This is a genomic window from Bifidobacterium merycicum DSM 6492 (assembly GCF_900129045.1).
In the GTDB taxonomy this organism is placed as follows: Bacteria; Actinomycetota; Actinomycetes; order Actinomycetales; family Bifidobacteriaceae; genus Bifidobacterium; species Bifidobacterium merycicum.
Genome location: NZ_FQTX01000003.1, coordinates 225,329 through 243,348, shown reverse-complemented (window position 1 = coordinate 243,348; position 18,020 = coordinate 225,329). Strand labels below are relative to the sequence as shown.

Below are 18,020 nucleotides of genomic sequence, written 5' to 3'. Positions count from 1 at the left end.
GCTCCTTTCCGCTATGCTCGCGCCAACCGAGGCGTGGCGTTTCCAGTGTTTCCGACGCTCCTGGGGTTCCAAGTGTTTTCGGCGTTCCCGGTGTTCCCGAGGCTTCCGGTGTTCCCGGTATTCCCGTGGGTTTCGGTGGTTTCGGTGTTTCTTGGGTTTCCAACGTTCCCTGATTCTCCCCAGCGTTCGGCGAACCCTTTCCAATAAGGCGAGAGGGAAGGCATCCCCATGCCATCCCACGTGGCGAGCGTGACACCGGACATGTCGCATGCGAGGGTGTTCTGGCCCGGAACGTCGGTGGCTGCGCCGCCGTTATACGGAACGTCACCGCCCGAGCCGCGCAGAAGCCCCAGTTGCGCGATGCGCCGCCGTCCCCCGGTGCGTTCAAGATGCATCACCGCATCGAATGCCCCCTCGGCAAGCATGGCGACCGCATCCGGACGCAAACCGGCGAGCATGCCCAATGAGACGATACGGGCGGGGATGCGCTCCACGCTGTCCGCATGCAAAGTCGTCATACCGCCGCGATGCCCGGAATTGTAGGCGCGCAACAGGTCGGCGATCTCCTCGCCGCGGCATTCGCCCAGCACGACCCGATCCGGACGCATACGCAAGGTCGCCTTGACCAGATCCGGCAAGCCGATGGCGCCCATGCCCTCGACGTTCGCCTCCCTGGTGGCGAGCGCCACATGATTGGGTGGCGCGATGCCGTCGAGTTCGCGAATCTCCTCCACCGTGACGATGCGCTCACTGGCGTCGACTTCGTTCAGCAGGGCTTTCATCAGTGTGGTTTTGCCGCTTCCGGTGCCACCGGTGATCAGTATGGTCGCGCGGTTGCGCACCAGACCACGTAGTAGACCGATCCAGGATTCGGGGTACATGCCCGCACGTCGAAGAGCGTCGAGGGTGGGGGCGGCGCGTGAGGGGAAGCGGATCGAAACCGAGGCTCCATGCGGAACGAGCGGGGCGATGACGGCGTGTACGCGCACGCCCCGTTCATCCGACGCGTCGGCTATCGGCCGTGCGTCGTCGAGTCTGCGGCCGAGTTGGGCGCAAAGGCGTACTGCGTATTCGCGGACGATGCTCGGCGAACGTAGGGGGAAACGCGGGTGGTGCTCTTCCATCCCGTTGCCGCGATCCACCCACACCCGCCCCTCGCTGGTGATGGTCATGTCGGTGACGGTGGGATCGGCGGCGACGCTTTCAAGAGGGCCGAGTTCAAGGCAGACCATGGTGCTCCTTTCCGTTACATCGGGTGCGGGTGCGCCCGTTTTTGGATTTTCGGCCGTTCAAGAGCTGGTCGGTCAATGCTTGGATGGCGGCGCGGTTGCTTTTGGGCACGGCGGCGATGCCGAGCCCGTCCAGGATGTCGGCGCAGAGCTTGGGGGCGTTGCGCAATGGGCCGAGCACGTCGTCCCCGAGGTAGGAGACGGCTTCGGTTGTGGCGATTGTCGATGGGGTCAAGCGTTTCGGTACGCCGCGTGGTTCCATGAGGATGACGATTGGCTCATCCGGCGGGTCGTTGTTTCCCGCATAGTCCCGTTGCAGGCGTCGCAGCCTTGCCAGATGCGCTTTGGCCCGGGCCAGTCCGAGTACCGTCAGCTCGACGGCCACGACTTGTCGTGCCATCAACAGTTCCGGCACATGCCCCCAGATATCCCCATCGCCGATGTCGGCGAGCACCATGCTGTTCGCCTCGCATAAGGCTTGTATGGCAGCCCGCATTTCCCAGTGCTCAGGTGCAGATCCGCGCCACGATGCGCAGGCGAGCACGTTGATATCCTCCCAGTGCGGCAACTCGCGGTTGAGTGCTTTGCCATCGATATGCCCCAGGGGAGCGTCGAGATCCTGCAGGCATAGTCCGGGTTCATGTTCGATGCCCAACAGGATGCCCAGTCCGCCGTTCGGAATGTCGGCGTCCAACAGTGCACAGTCGACGCCTTGTTTGCTGAGATTGAGCGCGCTCAATGCGGTGAGCGTGCTCAATCCGATGCCGCCGCTGGGCGAACTGAACGCCACCAGATTCGGGTGATCGGGTGTGACGATGGCGTTGCGTGGATCCTCGGATGGCATACGAGCGGATGGCGTACGCGCGGTGTATGCGGTATGTGTGACGGCTTGTGGGCGTTGCGTCGGATGATTGATCGGCGCAGGCAAACCGGTCGCCGGCAGGGGAGCTGGTAGTCGGCTCCTGCCGGGACTCATCTGCGTGCGTGCCGTATTCGGTGGTGATGTCATAGTCATGCCCCGATTGAAAACCGGATTCGGTGGCGTGCGCAAGCTGAACGGGCATTGTGGTCGGAACCCCCCGTTGCATCCGCATTCCGACATGTCATCCGCGGTGCTGGCCGCCTGCGTCCATGTTTCGTTGCGTTCGTTTCCTCGGAACCGACACGCCGTCAATAATCCGCAAAGCGCACACAGGGGAACAGATGGGCTGGAGGAAGTGCACAATCCCGCTCAATCATGCGTGTTCCGATGCTGGGTTCGAACCATTTGAGCAAGAAAGCGAACATGTCCGTTACGCGGGTTGCGTCGTCGCCTCATCGCGTCTAAATTATGAGGTACAAGAACAACAGAACAGAGCAGAGCCCACAAAGAAGTAATGGTCATAAGGACTGGTACGTTGGACGGGCATTGGATAGACTTACCGTTGCAACGATGATGTTGTGCAGAGATTCTGCTCTTGTTGGACTTGGAAGGGAACCCGCTTCGGCGGGTTCCCTTTTTTCATGCCTGCGCTCCAGGAGCCGAGGAAATCAGCGCGCCCGTTCTCCCGATGCGGGAATTCGGAATGTTCCGCCATTTTCCGTCTTTGGCTCGGATCGATGGGAGACGTGGATGAATCGCCGCGAATCATGGATGGTATGTCGGGAAGTGGTGACGACGGGGGGTTCCGACCACAAGGGTCGTATCAGCTTGCACATGCCCGCGATCATCCCCACAGTGGAATGACCGGCAATGCAGCCGGCAAAAACTCAGGGCATATTCCACGAAAGGAGCGAATCATGCATACGACGATTCCCACCGGCACGGGTGGGCGAGGCTTCGCCACCGGAGCAAGAGAACGTGCGCTGCGGGCATATGAGAGCATGTACGGCAACCTGTGTCTGCTGGACGCCAGGCTACGTACGCGCGGCATCGAAGCCGAGGAAGGCGCGGCGACTGCCGAATACGCGGTCGTACTGGTCGCGGCCACCGGCTTCGCGGCGCTGCTGGTCACCATCATGAAATCGGAAACCGTACGAAAAATGCTGCTGGACATCGTCAAACAGGCGCTGAGCATGGGAGGGTGAGATGAACGGGACATTCATGGCCTATCGCGCTCGCCGCCCGCCAGGTAGGCCGGGAGACGGTGCGATCACGTCGGCACGGCTTGCATACCGTTGCGAACGGGGTGCGGTGACCGCCGAATTCGCCACTGTGCTGCCGGCCGTGATGGTGGTGGCGTTGCTGTTGCTGTCGTTGGTTCGCTTGGTCGGAGTCTCCATCGGCTGCCAGGATGCCGCGTCGGCCGCCGCACGTGCCGCGATCGCGAGCGGTGATGAAACGGATCCCTCGTCCGCGGCGCGAGCGGTGGTCGGAAAGGGCGTCGCAGTGAACATCAACATGACGGAACGGCAGGTGACGGTCGTCACCCGTTGCCCGGTGATCCCCGACCCTGGCGGTGTACTTCCGACCGTGGTCGAAGGTAAGGCCGTGGGAGTGCTGTCATGATGTTGCGCGACGTGTCGCGGTCGCTGCGACGGCAATATTTCCGCCGACTGTTCCACGGATTGTTTCACGGCTTTCCGTGGCGGCGGTTTCGGCAAAGCGCTCATAAGCGTGCCCATGGTCTTGCGCGGAGACTATCCACCGGATTGCGGGGTGCGGAGAGTGGTTCCGGCACCGTGGTCGGAGCGGCGCTGATCCTGATGGTTTCCGTGCTACTGACGGCCGCGGCCGGTGCCGGTCATGTGGTCATACGGCATGCGCAGGCGCGGTCGGCAGCCGATCTCGCGGCGCTTTCCGCGGCGATTGCTTGGCGGAACGCGCAGAAGGAACCATGCGCCGTGGCGGCCACCGTGGCGAAAGCCAACGGGGCAAGCCTGGCTTCCTGCCGCACGGAAGGCGACTACGCCGGCGATGTTCTTGCCGATGTCGCGGTGGATACGGCTCTGCCGATCGTGCCGCGCATCACCGCTTCCGCGCGTGCGGGGCCTGCGGCGTGCCGTTGACTGGCCCAGCCGGGTATGCGTATCGTGTGGATATGAATGAGCACAGGAACCATGCGGTCGTCGCGGTGATCGGCAACCCCGTATCGAACAACGGCAAAGGCGCGAAGGTGGACAAGCGGGTGATGGATCTGCTCGTCTCCCGGAGTGAGGTGCACGGATTCGATGTGACCGATCTGACCGGCGGCACCCTTGAGGAGTCGCTCGGCAATCTGGAAAACGCGAAAGGAACCTACGATTACCTGATCGTGGTCGGTGGCGACGGTATGGTCAGCCTCGGCGTCAACGCCGTCGCGGACAGCGGTGTGCCATTGGGCATCGTGGGCGTCGGCTCGGGCAATGATTTCGCCCGTGGTCTCGAACTTCCGGTGAACCGCATCGAAACCGCGGTGGAAGGCATTGTCGGAGCCATCGTCTGCGGTTCACACATGGACATCGATATGGGTCATGTCACCTCGTTGGGCGGCGCTATACCGGATGGCGCCGCGTCGAACGACGCCGTGTCGAACGGCATCGCGTCGAACGGCATCGCGTCGAACGGCATCGTGCCGAACGGCGAATCCGAAAGCACCGATCGTCGTTTCGCCGGCATGCTGTCCTGCGGCATCGACGCGAGCATCAACGATCGCGCCAACCATTCGAACCTGCCCGGAGGGTCGTTCCGTTATTTCGCCGCGGTCCTGATGGAACTGATGCATATGAAACGGTACGGGTACCACGTCGTGATCACCGATGAACACGGCGACGTCGAGGAACGCGACATCGTGACCCCGCTGCTCACCGTGGCCAATTCCCGGCATATCGGGGGAGGCATCGAACTGTCCCCGTACTCGTCGTTCGAGGATGGTCTACTCGACATGGTGTGGATGGAACGCGTGCCGACCCTGCCGGAAATCGCGAAGGCCTTGCGCCATGCCTACGACGGCAAGGTGCTGGCCTGCGACTTCCTGGCATGGCGACGTGTGCGAAGCGTAAGCATCACCTGCGCGGAGGAAGGCGATGAGCCGCCCGTGCTGATGGCGGACGGCGAATCCGTGGGAATGCTGCCCGTGCATGTCGAAGCGGCCGGCCGTACCTTGCGTGTGCTCGTACCGCCGGCGGTCGTCGACTGGCATCGTCGGGAACGTGGCGAGGAACAGCTGTTGCACGCCATCGAGCGTGACGGCCGCGATCCGGTCACCGGAAGCTTCCTGCGATAACGTGTGCCGTATGCGTCATATGTGCCGTACATGCCGTATGCGCTTGATGCCGTGGGTGCTGCGGGCAGCGTGAATTGCCGGGCGGATATAACGGGGCCTTGGCGGGCCTGAAAGCCGTTCATCCGCCCGGCATTCGGACGTTCGGCCGGGCTGACCCGTTGGACGGTCCTGCCGAATGCCGTCTGCCGAATGCTGCCTGCCGAATACCGACGGGAACCCGGTTCAGTCGAAATGCACGTAATCGTTCAGATGCAGCGTCTGCGCGATAAGCCGTTTGATGGTGGCGTTGGACACGTCAGGATGCGAACGGATGAGCGAAATCACCCCGGAAACGAGCATGACGAACGTTTCGTGCACGCATACGATCGGCATATCGTGACGTTCCTCGAAATCACGTGCCGTGGTCTGCTGCAGCAGATCGGCGATGCGGTCGGTGACCCGGTCGAGGAACCGGATGTACAGCGCGGCGTTGCCATCCTGGACCAGACGTGCAGAGAACGGACTCTCATCCACGATCATTCTGCGGGTGAGCACGACGAAGTCGTTCAACGCCCCATCGATATTGCCGGTCTCGCGGTTGGCGTTCCATTCCTCCATTTGGGCGAGGATGCTCCCGGCCACATCGTCGAGAACGGCGTCGGCCACTTCGCTCTTATCGGCAAAGTAGTGGTAGAACAAGGATCGTGTCATACGTGCACGGTTGGCGATGTCGCTGACGGTGACCTTGGAGAAGCCTTTCTCCGCGCAGATATCACGTGCCGCGCGCACGATGGCCGCGCGACGCGCGTCGTCCTTCCCGTTGGGCGTTGGGGTTTTGCCGGAACTCATAGATTCCAGTGTACGGGATGCGGGCAGGCCGGGATGCCGTGTGCACGTCGTGCGCATGGCCGTTGACGAGTCGATTCCGACGCGCACATGCCGAAGGCGTGGGGCCGTATGGCATCGGTGTGCGGAAATCAGTAAGGTGGGTATGCGTGCGGTTCGCATAGTCCGTCGCGGCATGATGTGCCGGGACGGGAATGCAGTAAGGTGGCGGTGCGCACGCGATGCGCGCTGGCTAGTACCGGAAGGTGTTGAGAAATATGGCGTTGGCTCTTTATCGTCGTTATCGCCCTGATACGTTCGAAGGCGTTATTGGACAGGAGCAGGTCACCGTGCCGCTGATGCGGGCGTTGGACGAAGGCAAGCTGACGCATGCCTACCTGTTCTCCGGACCGCGAGGATGCGGCAAAACCAGTTCCGCACGAATCCTCGCCCGCTGCGTCAACTGCGCGAAGGGGCCGACCTCCCACCCGTGTGGCGAATGCGAGTCCTGCAAGGATCTCGCCACGGGAGGCCCGGGATCCATCGACGTGGTCGAAATCGACGCGGCGTCGCACAACGGTGTGGACGATGCGCGAGAACTGCGCGAACGTGCCGGATTCGCGCCCGCGCGCGACCGCTATAAGATCTTCATCCTCGATGAGGCGCATATGGTCACCCCGCAAGGTTTCAACGCGCTGCTGAAAATCGTTGAGGAGCCGCCGGAGCACGTGATGTTCATCTTCGCCACCACAGAACCCGACAAGGTAATCGGCACCATCCGCTCGCGTACGCACCATTACCCGTTCCGCCTTGTGCCGCAGGAGGTTATGGGACCGTACCTAGAACAAATCTGCGAGAAGGAACACATCAAGCCCGAACCCGGCGTGCTCAGGCTGGCCATGCGTGCAGGCGGCGGTTCCATGCGCGACACCCTGTCCGTGCTTGATCAGCTGATGATCGGATCCGTCGACGGTGTCATCACGCATGACGCTTCCGTGGCGTTGCTCGGTTTCACGCCGGATGCGCTGATCGGCCAAGGCATCGACGCGGTGATCGACGGTGATGGCGAAGCGCTTTACGACGTGGTGCAGAAGGTCGTGGTGGGCGGTTTCGATCCGCGTCGTTTCGTCGAGGATCTGCTGGCCCGCGTGCGCGACCTCATGGTGCTCACCTTGGCGGGAGATCGCGCGGAAAGCGTGCTGTCCGATTCCGCCGAAGGTGAGGATATGTCCGAGCTGCGCCGCCAGGCCGAAGCGCTTGGTTTGAACGCTCTCACGGTGATGGCCGACACGATGAACGCCACGTTGGCCAACATGACGGGCGCCATTTCGCCGCGTATGAGGCTGGAATTGCTGGCGGCGCGTCTGCTTGCCGAACGTGAGAACGGTTGGGCGGACCATGCGGCTTCCGCGGGTGCACCCGTGAGCGCCCAGCCCGGCACCAACGCTGGCGTGACGAACGCGGCGCAGCATGCCGCTCCGGCGGGAGGGCATATCGGTTTCGCCGGTGCCTCACGCAATACGGGATCCGCGCCCGCACACGGTGGTTTCGCCGGTGCCGCGCGCAATCAGGAGCACGGCCAGGAACGTGGTCAGGATCATGGCCAGAACGCAACCGCCGCTTCGACGCAACCGTCCTCGCCGCAGCTTGATGCATCCGGTTTCGCCGCCACGCAGAATACGGCGAATCCCGCCACGGCTGCCGCGCCGCAGTCGCAGGGCGGGAACACGCAGCAGGCATCTGAATCTCAGCAGCAGCCTGCCGCCCAGGCCGAGGACGGTCGCGCGCCGGACGAGAAATGGGATGCGCTGGTACGCGATCTTCCGCAGGATGTACGCGGGTACGTGTCCCGCGACAAGGTGGTGCGCGTCAAGTACGCGCCCCAGCCGAGCACCGGGAAAATGCGTCTGTGGCTGAAATTCGACAAGGCGTTGAGCAAGTATGCCTTCGCTTTGGGTGTTGCGAAGGAAGCGGTCGACGGCACCACCAAGGTCGTCGACATCGTGCGCGCCGAAGTGCGTAAGGCCTTCGGCGAACATGTCGAAATCGCACCCACCAAGCTCACCGATGACGGCGTGCGCGCGCCGGCGTTCAAGCAGCTTCCCGCGGAGGAACAGCAGCGCATCAAGACCCAGCTGTTGCAGGAGAACCTGAAATCCGCCACGGCAAACGTTTCGCAGTGGGGTGAACCCGTCGGTGAATCGACGTCCCGTGAACGGTCCGACGCTTCGGATACGTCGGGTGCGCAGGGGGACGCGTCCGATGATGCCGACGCGCATCGATCGCTTGACGGTTTCGCTCCGGAAAGATCGGTGAATCAGCGGCAGGATTCGGTATCCTCCGCCAATGAGACCGTGGACGGCTGGGCTGTTCCCGGAGCCGCCGGGCAAGCGGCGCCGACGGCGCAGGCAAGCCAGGTTGCGCAGGGAACGGAAGCGGATGACGATCCGTGGGCGGTGCCCCCGCAGTCGCATCCGCAGAATCAGACCGCCCAGCAGACCGCCGCAAACGGTCAGGGTGAGGAACATCACAAACATGTCGCAGTGCCGGATCTGAGCGACGGCATCGACCCGTGGGCCACTCCGGCAGCATCCACCGCCGTGCAGGGAACGCCCGCGCAGTCCACAGCCGCATCCGCATCCGCGTCGGCTGCCGGAACACCGAACCAGGCGAACCAGCCTGGACAGGCGAACCAGCAGAACCGGATGGGCGCATCCTCCGGCGTCGACCTGTCCGACGACCCGTGGCAGATGGCGGGAGCGCCGATTCCGCCTCCGGCTGAACCCATGCCGGGTTCGGGCCCGGAACCGGAACCGATGGCGCCGGCCGAACCTGACCCGTGGGCGATGCCCGCGGCCACCGCGCCCGCACAACCGCAGGTCGCGGCCGATGAGGACGAATATTCGATGAGCGACGAATCGTTGGGTGCGGCCACGGCCATGAGCCCCGACGACATCAAACGCCTGTTCGAGGTCAAGAAGGTCGAGGAGTTCGCGGCCGACGACCCGAGGAACCCGCGTAACGCGCATCAGACAACGAAGCATACGGAGGAGTGACGCATGGCATTGGCCTACGATGGGGCGATCCAACGGTTAATCGACGCGTTTTCCAAACTGCCCGGCATCGGACCGAAAGGCGCCCAGCGCATCGCCTTCTACATCCTCGGCAGTGACGAACGTGAGGCGGCTGACTTGGCCGACGCCATCGCCGAGGTCAAGGCGAAGGTGAAATTCTGTGAAGTATGCGGCAACGTGTGCGAAAAATCACCGTGCCCGATTTGTTCCGACCCGCGCCGCGACCGCAGCATGATCTGTGTGGTCGAAGAGCCCAAGGATGTGATGAGCATCGAACGCACCCGCGAATACCACGGCCTGTACCACGTGCTCGGCGGTGCCATCAACCCCATGGCGAATGTGGGCCCGAGCGACCTGAACATCGCGAAACTGCTGGAACGACTGGGGGACGGTGAAGTCAAGGAGGTGATCCTCGCACTCGACCCGAATATCGAGGGCGAGGCGACCACCAGTTATCTGAGCCGTCTGCTCAGTCAGGTCGGATTGAAGGTGACGCGACTGGCCAGCGGTCTGCCGGTGGGCAGCGATCTCGAATACGCCGACGAAATCACGCTCGGGCGTGCGCTGTCCGGCAGGCGCGAAGCCTGATCGGAACCTGATCGGCGGTCAGGTGGTACCAAGCGGTGCCGGTCGTACCCGTCCGACAGCCCGCCTCGGCCACTGAACCGAAGCCTGAACCGAAGCCTGAACCGGCATCCGCGCGGCCGAAACCGCCCCGTTTCGGCGTCCCAAATCGTGAACGGGGCAGTCAACGGTAATATGCCCCTCCATATAATCGTCACACTTGCGTACTATGAGACGCAGGTTTGAAACTTTTGAGATAGAGGATAGGACAACTGTGGCTCTCATCGTGCAGAAATACGGCGGCTCCTCCGTGGCCGACGCCGAATCCATCAAGCGCGTCGCCCGCCGTGTTGTGGAGACGAAAAAGAAGGGCAATTCCGTCGCCGTGGTCGTTTCGGCCATGGGCGACACCACCGATGACCTCATCGATCAGGCCCTCAGCATTGATTCCAACCCGCCCGAGCGTGAGATGGATATGCTGATGACCGCCGGCGAGCGTATTTCCATGAGCCTGCTCGCCATGGCCATCCACGCCGAAGGTGCCAACGCGCACTCCTTCACCGGTCAGCAGGCTGGCTTCTTCACTGATGCGCGTTATGGTGCCGCGCATATCAAGTCCGTGAAGCCCGACCGTGTCAAGCATGCGCTCGACGAGGGTGACGTGGCGATCGTGGCCGGCTTCCAAGGCATCAACGCCAATGGTGACGCCACCACGCTCGGCCGTGGCGGTTCCGACACGTCCGCGGTCGCCTTGGCCGTCGCGCTTGACGCCGACATGTGCGAGATCTACACCGATGTGGATGGCGTGTTCACCGCCGATCCGCGTATCGTCCCGACCGCCAAGCGCATTCCGTGCATCGACTACGAGTCGATTCTCGAAATGGCCGCATGCGGTTCGAAGGTGCTTGCGCTGCGCTGCGTCGAATACGCCCAGCGTTTCAACATGCCGCTGCACGTGCGTTCGTCCTTCTCCCATAGGACCGGCACGCTGGTCGTGCCGAACGGCGTGGATCCGCGCACGCTGCCGAACCTCGACTAGTCAACGAAACCACTCCCATCCCAACAGAAGCGAAAGCAAGAGAACATGAGCGATAAGAACGAATCCATGGGTGACCTGTTCCCCGACCTCGGACCGGAGGCGCCGGTCATCTCCGGTGTGGCCCACGACCGCAGCGAGGCTCTGGCCACGGTGCGTGGCGTGCCGAACGAGCCCGGTATGGCCGCCAAGGTGTTCACCGAGCTGGCCATGGCCGGCGTGAACGTCGACATGATCGTGCAGGCGGGCGCGTCCGTCGGCACCGCCGACATTTCCTTCACCGTGCCTGAAGCTGCGGTCAAGCAGGTTCGTGAGATCCTCATCGAAAGACACGACGTGCTCGGCTACAAGTCCTTCGATATCGACACCAACGTGGGCAAGGTCGCCGTGGTGGGCGTCGGCATGAAGACCCATTCCGGCTTGGCCGCCAAGTTCTTCAACGCGCTGAGCGAGAAGGGCATCAACGTGCTGATTATCTCCACGTCCGAGATTCGCATCGCCGCCCTGGTGCCGTTGGATCAGCTCAACGACGCCGTCAAGGCGCTGCACACCGCGTACGGTCTTGACACCGACCAGGTGGAAGCCGTGGTGTACGGCGGCACCGGTCGCTGATTCGGGTTCCGACTCGACGTTTTCCGCATGAGGCGGGTTCCACGCAAGCGCGTGGGCCCGCCTCAAGTGTTATGTAAGCATGTTTGTGCGTTTGTGCGTTTGTGCGTTTGCATATTTTCGTATTCGCGCATCATGCTGCGCACTGTTTTTTCGTATCGCGCCTCCCCACAAGCTGTGCTGCACGGCATCAGCCATATAAGCGCAAAAACGGAGGCCGGATCGGTTTCCCGACCCGGCCTCCGCCGACATATGGATGCGGGCGCATGCCACGTCATCCGCAGCGCGTCACCGCGCCCATGCGCGTCACTTCTTGGTGATGTAACCCAATGCCTTGAGCATTTCCGCGCTTTCCAGAGCGCCGCCGGCGGCACCGCGCAGGGTGTTGTGGGCCAGACCCACGAACTTCCAATCAAAGATGGAATCCTCGCGCAGACGGCCGATGGAAACGCCCATGCCACCCTCGTAATCCACATCCAGCTTGACCTGCGGACGGTCATCCTCGGTCAGATACTGGATGAAGTGCTTCGGAGCATGCGGCAGGCCCAGTTCGGCGGCCTTGCTCGTGTAGTTGACGAGACGGTCGATGAGCTCGTCCTTGGTGGGGTTCTTGCCGAAGTTGATGAATACGGTGGCGGTGTGACCGTTGAGCACGGGCACGCGGATGCACTGCGACGTGATCTTCAGCGGGCCGTCGAACGGCACGATCTCGCCCTTGGCTTCGTCCACGTGGCCGAAAACCTTCAGCGGCTCCTTCTCGGACTTCTCCTCTTCGCCGGAGATGAACGGAATGATGTTGCCCAGCATTTCCGGCCAGTCGTTGAACGTCTTGCCGGCGCCGGAAATAGCCTGATAGGTGCTCACCACGACTTCGCGCGGCTCGAATTCCTGCCATGCGGCCAGAGCCGGGGTGTACGCCTGGATGGAGCAGTTCGGCTTGACGGCGATGAAACCGTGCGTGGTGCCGAGACGCTTGCGCTGATGCTCGATGACCTCATAGTGCTGCGGGTTGATCTCCGGCACGACCATCGGTACGTCCGGGGTCCAGCGGTGGGCGCTGTTGTTGGACACGACCGGGGTTTCGGTCTTCGCGTACTCCTCTTCGATGGCGCGGATCTCGGCCTTCGGCATGTTCACCGCGGAGAACACGAAATCGACGTCCTTGACCACGTCCTCCACGTCGGCCACATTCTTGACGACCATGTTCTTGACGAACTCGGGCATCGGCGTTTCCATCTTCCAGCGACCGCCGATGGCCTCTTCATAAGTCTTGCCGGCGCTGTGCGCGGACGCGGCAAGGGTGACCAATTCGAACCACGGATGGTTCTCAAGCAGCGTGACGAAGCGCTGCCCGACCATGCCCGTAGCTCCGAGAATGCCGACCTTAATCTTTTCGGACATAACAACCTCTCGCTTGTGCTGGAACGGTTTCGTATGATTTCACGCTTGAGGTCGACCAGCCGGTCCAAAACGACTCCGCGGGCGGCCACACGCGTTGTTCAATCTTACGAAACCCGCGGAACAAGCCGGTAAGCCTATCCGCATGCTGGTCTGCGTGTGGGCTGGCGATAAAGTCCAGACAACTTGGATGGTTGCCTCGTTGGAGACAGTGCATGCAATACCTTCGTGAGCGTTATGCGTTATGATATGGGGCATGAATATGAGTACGGGTGAGCGGCATATCAATGTGGAGACTACTGCCGTAGAGGGGAGCTCCGCCCCCAAGCTTGAGAACGAGTCGTTCGAGGCGTTTCTTCGCGCACTCGACGAGTCTGTTCCGGCTGAGATGAAAGATCTTATGCGGAGAGAACCTCAATGGGCGTAGCCGAAGCGGGATTTCTTGAACTGCGGAGGCTGAATTCTGACGAGGCGCTTGAAGGTTTTTCATGCGCTAGTCGTTAATCCTTATGATGATGTCTCGCGCGGCTTTTACCAGCATTTTGGCTTCCGCGACGTTCCCGGTTCCGACAGCATGTTCGTCAGATTGGTTTGAGCGCAGGACGCCTTTGACTTCATCGGAACGTTGCGTAACCTGCCGGTCTGCGCATCATATGGAAACAGAATCACACGACTCCGGGATCTTCTTCACCGTATCGATTCCCGTCTTTTCCGCTGTCCGAGCGAGGCCATGAGACGGTAAGCACAATAATCGCAATGAGATTGAGAACATTGCTGATGATTTCAACATTGGGAGTCGAGAGCAGGCCGGCCACGGCGATGTGCGAATATTTCAGTCCAAGGACAAGCCAGTCCAAAGTGCAGATAGCCGTGGAGCACACGACGAATAGCAGCGGATACCCCCTTGACAGGCGCACGAAAACGATGATCATCATTCCCAAAGCGCACCATAATGCAGTCCATAGGTGCGTTCCCAAAGGCAGGGATACCTGCACTTGCGCAGGAAGTCCGGTTAGGATCTCAAGTCCGCATATAATTGCCGCTACGGTGCAAAAATACGTAATCCACCAAATGGTTTTCCGAATCATTGCCTCTCACCATCATCTCGTTTCCATTTGTCAGTGCTTTATTGTGCTCGCTTCATTGGGGCATGATGCAAGTTTGAGATTTTCTCCTTGAAATCGCAAGCGTTATTACAGAAAAAATGGAGATGGCATGCAGCTCCTCTGAGAGCGCTATGGGCGTTATGATATGGAGCATGAATGAGGGTCGGGGTGAGTGGCATATCAACGTGGGGATTCTCGATAACGACGCATGTGCGTTGGAAATGATGTCGTTGATGTTGCAGCATGAGGACGGCTCGATACGAATCGCTTGGACTGATCTGACTGCGCAACGAACCCTGGAACGGGTGTTGCTTGAACGAAATATCTCTTCGTCATCGCGTGCCTGATGTCCTTATTTTGGATCTTGCGCTGAACGGTATTTCAGGCGTCGATGTTTGCCGTCAAATCAGGCGTCATGATTCATCGATTGGTATCATCGGGGTGAGCTCATACTCATTGAACGAATATCAGCAGCAGCTTGCCGCAGCGTGAGCCCAGGGGCTATTCTCCAAGCAGGATGTTTTCTCCCCTGCCTTCATGAAGGCGATACATGCGGTTGCGTCCGGAAATCATGCGGAATGCCCTGGTGATTTTCCTTCTGCGAAGGAAGCGTATGCGCGTCTGCATACTGTACCGGATGATACCGCGGGGTTTTTCCGGACGGGAACTGGAGATACTCGGCTTGTATGCGCGTGGCCTTACTACCAAGGAGATTAGTGGTAAGTTGCATATTTCATGCGGGATAGTGCTGTCACATGTTAATCACGCTTCTCGGAAACTTGGCGTAAGCAGACGTGTGGATGCCATTCGAATTTGTTTGCAACGGCATCTTATTCATCGTTGAATCCGATGCGGAATAATGAAATGATTATGCCAGCAAGAGGGATGAACTGTGTTGCGTAGCAAACGGCGGTGTTCCGGAAGCAGTAGCATCAGCACGGCTCTTCACGGCCGAAAAGGTGTATTGCCTTTGGTTACAGTATGCTTGCTGATTCATTGTTGCGCACTCGCCGATATTATGCTGCAGCCAAATACCAGAGGAAACTTAGGCGACGCACTGCTGGTTGGTGCGTCGCTGGTGTCGCTGGGAACGGTTGTGCTTCTTCCCAAGGCTGGCAGTTGGGCGATTCTTGCCATTTGGTGTATTTCGCTTTTCCCATGTGGGTTATGGGGGTGCTTTGCCTGATGAATTCTTGGTGTCATGCATGATGGCGGTCGGAATATTGGGTCATTCCCATTTGGAGTATGGAGTGACGTCTTCGGTTGTAGTGGCGGGAATGAGTTGGCTACTGCCGGCAATCGGAGGGGAATCCTTTTCGGCGAGTGCTGGTTTCTCTCAGAGCTTGTTCGTTTTGCTTGCGTTGCTTGTCCTGTCTGCTGTAGTGGGAGGTTTCGTTCGTCAGGGACGACGTCAAACGGAACTCATCGACATGGTGCAACGCCGCACTATGAATCTTGAGATCGCTCATATGCGCATGACTATATCGCCAATGATGTTACGGATGCTTTGCTGCTACTTCAGCGGTCGCAGTGCGGTGATTCCACGTGCATATCCGAGGCGATTGGTTGTCTTGATGATGCTGCGCATCATTCACGTGCCCTTATTGATCGGCTTGATGATGCGAGTTGTCTTGACGGGATAATGGATATGCCGATTGTCAGCGTGGGAGGATCGAGGAGAGCGGATGACCGAATCGCGGGAGATGAGATTCTGAAGCAACTTCATCAGATTGAACGTACGCAGCAATCGCGTTTGGAATTGTCTGGACACGAAGGTGCGATTCTGATTCCCGAGATGATTCCGGGGAACGACGATGCGGATATCGTTCGGCTGTTAATCGGATTAGTGAGAGAGCTCTGCGCGAATATATCTAAGCATGCCGATGCCCGGTTCGGATATGTGCTTACGGTCGAAGCGCTCCTTAACAAATATGTGGTGAGATTGCGGGATGCCGATGCAGTCAATGCTGATACGGCTTCAGGAGGTACGGGTCTTTCACGGTTTCGAGCGCAGCTTGCGGAACGTGGGGGAGAATTACAGATCGTTGTCCGCGAGGAGAACGGAATTCGTTGGTGGAGCATGGAGGCGTGCATTCCGCGCGAATCCAATATGGATTCGTAATATCGGGCAACTGGCTGTGCATGTGTGGGATTCCCGTCGCAAACGCGTAGCCGACGTGGCTTCGCGCTTTGGGTGAAGCGCTCGCGTACACTGGAACCATGTCAATCGCATCAGCAGAAGCGCGTAAACAGCTTGATCGCATCGTCGCCTTGGGGTATCCGGATGTGGCCGATATGTCGGCCGATGATTTTCGGGCATTGGCCAATCCGCTCATCAATGCGTTGGAGCATTGTGATTTGGGCAAGGATATTCTGCTGGTGCCCACACGTGAACTGGTGTCTCCCGAATCCTTGATCGCCCGCACTTCCATCAACCGTATGGCCGGATTCACCACCATGCCGCCGCGCGATATCGCCAGCTTCCTACCGCAGGATGGTTTCGAACCGCCGGAGGGCCCGTTCTATCTCGTCGTCGAACCGCATACGGGCACCTGCTATATCAACCGTGAACCCGATGTGGCCCGTAAGCTCATCGACGCTGATGATCGTCTCCCGCTTACGCTTGAGGAGGGGCTTGCCATCGCCACGCAGCATCCTGATTGGCTGGAGGTCAAGAACGGGTTCAATCTGCTTGGGTCACGTTCCACGGATGGGCGCGTGCCGAGCATCTGGATGAGTCAGAACGCACCACGGTTGGGCGCGGTGTGGCCGAATTCCCGTCACACGTGGCTGGGTAATGCGTATTGCGTCGCCCGTCGCGGCGTCAGCTTGTTCCGCTGACGTTGTCTGATTGATCTTTCTCCCCTCTTCTCTTACGGGTTCGCGAGATTCTTGGGATTTACGTGGTTTCGTGACAGGACAGCCAATATACTGGGCGGTAAGGGAAGGCATCGATTTGCGTGGGTCGGAAAGAGGGGAACTGTATATTCTGTACGCAATGCGGAAGCAAAAACGGTGAATATGATCGTTTTTGTACTAGCTGCGGTGCCGCGCTGAAGCGGCCGTCGCTTGCACGGCATGATGAGAAACCGGCGGAGCCGCCGGCGGAATCGCCGGTGAAGGGTCAGTCGCAAGCCGGTGCGTTGGAAATCGCGGAGGTTGCGGAGACTGCGGAACCCGCAGCGCCCATCGAACCTGCCGAACCGACCGAAGTCATCAGGCCGGTGAGTTTTGCGGCATTCGCTGAGCCGGACATTCCCGCAGCACCCGCAGTGCCCGTCGCATCTGTGGGTACCGCCGTCGCCGCCACGCCCATCCTCCAAACGTAGGGCCATCCTGATCGCCGCGATCGTAGCGGTATGCTGCTCGCTGGGACCGTGGCCGCAGTGACCTACTACATGGAGCTGTGGGGCGGTAAAACCCTGCCGGTCGCAAGCAAAAGCACGGCAACATCCGACAAGGCCCCCACTGCGAGCAACGTGGTGAAGCAGCTGAAGAACAAGGGCTTGGACGCTTCGGCGCGCAAGGAATTCTCCGGTGAGAAGAAAGGTGCGTTCCTTGGATACGCGAATGCGCAAGACGGCGAGCGCATCCGTTCCGGCCAGCATGTGGTGGTGCGTGAATCGGCGGGTCCGGGCGTGCCGAGCGATACCGTCGGCAAGCAGGCGACAACGGTGACGTCCACGTTCAAGAACATGGGCGTGCCGGTGCACTACAAGCAGGTTGTGGTGTCCGATTCCAGCAAGGTCAAGCCCGGTTCGGTGGTTAGCACCTACCCGCAGCCGGGGCAGGGCGTGAGCGACGAGAAAATCGGCATTTACATCGGTGTCGCGGCCAAGGGCGACGGTCTGCCGGCCGATATCGTCGGCCAGGATGTGAATACGGTGAAAACCGAGCTGGAAGACAAGGGCTATACCGTGAAAACGGAGAAGCGACTCTCCTCCAAGCAATAGGTCGGTAAGATCTCCGGATCCCTTCCCGGTCCGGGCAGCAAGCTGAGCGATGGCCAGACCGTG

Annotated in this window: 20 protein-coding genes and 1 pseudogene; 16 read left to right on the top strand and 5 right to left on the bottom strand. The window is 60.4% G+C overall.

Annotated features, from left to right (window positions below; genetic code table 11):
* Window positions 1–11: 11 nt before the first annotated feature.
* Together BUB29_RS06290 and BUB29_RS06285 are read right to left on the bottom strand one after the other, a co-directional pair.
* A complete protein-coding gene (locus tag BUB29_RS06290; RefSeq protein WP_081888458.1) occupies window positions 12–1,232 on the bottom strand; it encodes a TadA family conjugal transfer-associated ATPase in 1,221 nt (406 codons plus the stop codon).
* Entirely contained in the window at window positions 1,219–2,238 is a 1,020-nt protein-coding gene (locus BUB29_RS06285; RefSeq protein ID WP_143155166.1) for a CpaE/TadZ family protein, read from the bottom strand. The genes BUB29_RS06290 and BUB29_RS06285 overlap by 14 nt, the downstream gene beginning before the upstream one ends.
* Before the next feature lie 770 nt (window positions 2,239–3,008).
* On the opposite strand from BUB29_RS06285, the gene BUB29_RS06280 reads away from it, so the two are divergent.
* The 4 genes from BUB29_RS06280 (at window position 3,009) to BUB29_RS06265 (ending at window position 5,413) form a co-directional block, all read left to right on the top strand.
* The gene (locus BUB29_RS06280) at window positions 3,009–3,296 is read left to right on the top strand and encodes a DUF4244 domain-containing protein (protein WP_081888459.1); all 288 of its coding nucleotides are present in this window, start codon (window positions 3,009–3,011) and stop codon (window positions 3,294–3,296) included.
* Window positions 3,297–3,402: 106 nt separating this feature from the next.
* Window positions 3,403–3,717: a TadE family type IV pilus minor pilin gene (locus BUB29_RS06275; protein ID WP_234356063.1), complete on the top strand. Its 315-nt coding sequence runs from the start codon at window positions 3,403–3,405 to the stop codon at window positions 3,715–3,717.
* A 143-nt stretch (window positions 3,718–3,860) separates the two neighbouring features.
* Window positions 3,861–4,217: an Rv3654c family TadE-like protein gene (locus tag BUB29_RS06270; RefSeq protein WP_033522631.1), complete on the top strand. Its 357-nt coding sequence runs from the start codon at window positions 3,861–3,863 to the stop codon at window positions 4,215–4,217.
* Between the two features lie 32 nt (window positions 4,218–4,249).
* Window positions 4,250–5,413: a diacylglycerol/lipid kinase family protein gene (locus BUB29_RS06265; RefSeq protein ID WP_033522633.1), complete on the top strand. Its 1,164-nt coding sequence runs from the start codon at window positions 4,250–4,252 to the stop codon at window positions 5,411–5,413.
* 222 nt (window positions 5,414–5,635) lie between these two features.
* Here BUB29_RS06265 and BUB29_RS06260 read toward each other — a convergent pair whose 3' ends face one another.
* The gene (locus tag BUB29_RS06260) at window positions 5,636–6,241 is read right to left on the bottom strand and encodes a TetR/AcrR family transcriptional regulator (RefSeq protein ID WP_033522634.1); all 606 of its coding nucleotides are present in this window, start codon (window positions 6,239–6,241) and stop codon (window positions 5,636–5,638) included.
* Between the two features lie 254 nt (window positions 6,242–6,495).
* Here BUB29_RS06260 and BUB29_RS06255 point away from each other — a divergent pair, with 254 nt between their 5' ends.
* The 4 genes from BUB29_RS06255 (at window position 6,496) to BUB29_RS06240 (ending at window position 11,503) form a co-directional block, all read left to right on the top strand.
* The gene (locus BUB29_RS06255) at window positions 6,496–9,273 is read left to right on the top strand and encodes a DNA polymerase III subunit gamma and tau (protein ID WP_033522635.1); all 2,778 of its coding nucleotides are present in this window, start codon (window positions 6,496–6,498) and stop codon (window positions 9,271–9,273) included.
* Between the two features lie 3 nt (window positions 9,274–9,276).
* A complete protein-coding gene (gene recR / locus BUB29_RS06250; RefSeq protein WP_033522637.1) occupies window positions 9,277–9,879 on the top strand; it encodes a recombination mediator RecR in 603 nt (200 codons plus the stop codon).
* A gap of 250 nt (window positions 9,880–10,129) precedes the next feature.
* Window positions 10,130–10,894 carry an aspartate kinase gene (locus BUB29_RS06245; protein WP_034249956.1) on the top strand — a complete coding sequence of 255 codons (765 nt, stop codon included), beginning with the start codon at window positions 10,130–10,132 and terminating at the stop codon, window positions 10,892–10,894.
* A 45-nt stretch (window positions 10,895–10,939) separates the two neighbouring features.
* Window positions 10,940–11,503, top strand: coding sequence for an ACT domain-containing protein (locus BUB29_RS06240; RefSeq protein WP_033522639.1), 564 nt, complete (start codon window positions 10,940–10,942; stop codon window positions 11,501–11,503).
* Window positions 11,504–11,806: 303 nt separating this feature from the next.
* On the opposite strand, the gene asd is transcribed toward BUB29_RS06240, so the two are convergent.
* On the bottom strand, window positions 11,807–12,901 hold the full coding sequence (gene asd, locus BUB29_RS06235; protein ID WP_033522640.1) for an aspartate-semialdehyde dehydrogenase: 1,095 nt from the start codon (window positions 12,899–12,901) through the stop codon (window positions 11,807–11,809).
* Between the two features lie 662 nt (window positions 12,902–13,563).
* A complete protein-coding gene (locus tag BUB29_RS09705) occupies window positions 13,564–13,833 on the bottom strand; it encodes a hypothetical protein (RefSeq protein ID WP_143155165.1) in 270 nt (89 codons plus the stop codon).
* Between the two features lie 510 nt (window positions 13,834–14,343).
* Here BUB29_RS09705 and BUB29_RS10350 point away from each other — a divergent pair.
* From BUB29_RS10350 to BUB29_RS09545, 8 genes and pseudogenes are all read left to right on the top strand, one after another.
* Complete coding sequence (locus BUB29_RS10350; RefSeq protein ID WP_407640919.1) at window positions 14,344–14,496, top strand: response regulator; 153 nt, start codon at window positions 14,344–14,346, stop codon at window positions 14,494–14,496.
* Window positions 14,497–14,554: 58 nt separating this feature from the next.
* The gene (locus tag BUB29_RS10345; protein WP_073117603.1) at window positions 14,555–14,848 is read left to right on the top strand and encodes a response regulator transcription factor; all 294 of its coding nucleotides are present in this window, start codon (window positions 14,555–14,557) and stop codon (window positions 14,846–14,848) included.
* A 334-nt stretch (window positions 14,849–15,182) separates the two neighbouring features.
* Entirely contained in the window at window positions 15,183–15,647 is a 465-nt protein-coding gene (locus BUB29_RS06210) for a hypothetical protein (RefSeq protein WP_143155164.1), read from the top strand.
* A 5-nt stretch (window positions 15,648–15,652) separates the two neighbouring features.
* Window positions 15,653–16,126 carry a sensor histidine kinase gene (locus BUB29_RS06205; RefSeq protein WP_143155163.1) on the top strand — a complete coding sequence of 158 codons (474 nt, stop codon included), beginning with the start codon at window positions 15,653–15,655 and terminating at the stop codon, window positions 16,124–16,126.
* Window positions 16,127–16,224: 98 nt separating this feature from the next.
* Complete coding sequence (locus BUB29_RS06200) at window positions 16,225–16,845, top strand: DUF5701 family protein (protein WP_033522803.1); 621 nt, start codon at window positions 16,225–16,227, stop codon at window positions 16,843–16,845.
* Between the two features lie 119 nt (window positions 16,846–16,964).
* Window positions 16,965–17,054, top strand: a pseudogene (locus tag BUB29_RS10340) (zinc-ribbon domain-containing protein); the annotation flags it as partial.
* 66 nt (window positions 17,055–17,120) lie between these two features.
* Complete coding sequence (locus BUB29_RS10110; protein ID WP_051915276.1) at window positions 17,121–17,333, top strand: hypothetical protein; 213 nt, start codon at window positions 17,121–17,123, stop codon at window positions 17,331–17,333.
* 30 nt (window positions 17,334–17,363) lie between these two features.
* Window positions 17,364–17,957: a PASTA domain-containing protein gene (locus BUB29_RS09545; protein ID WP_051915278.1), complete on the top strand. Its 594-nt coding sequence runs from the start codon at window positions 17,364–17,366 to the stop codon at window positions 17,955–17,957.
* Window positions 17,958–18,020 lie beyond the last annotated feature (63 nt).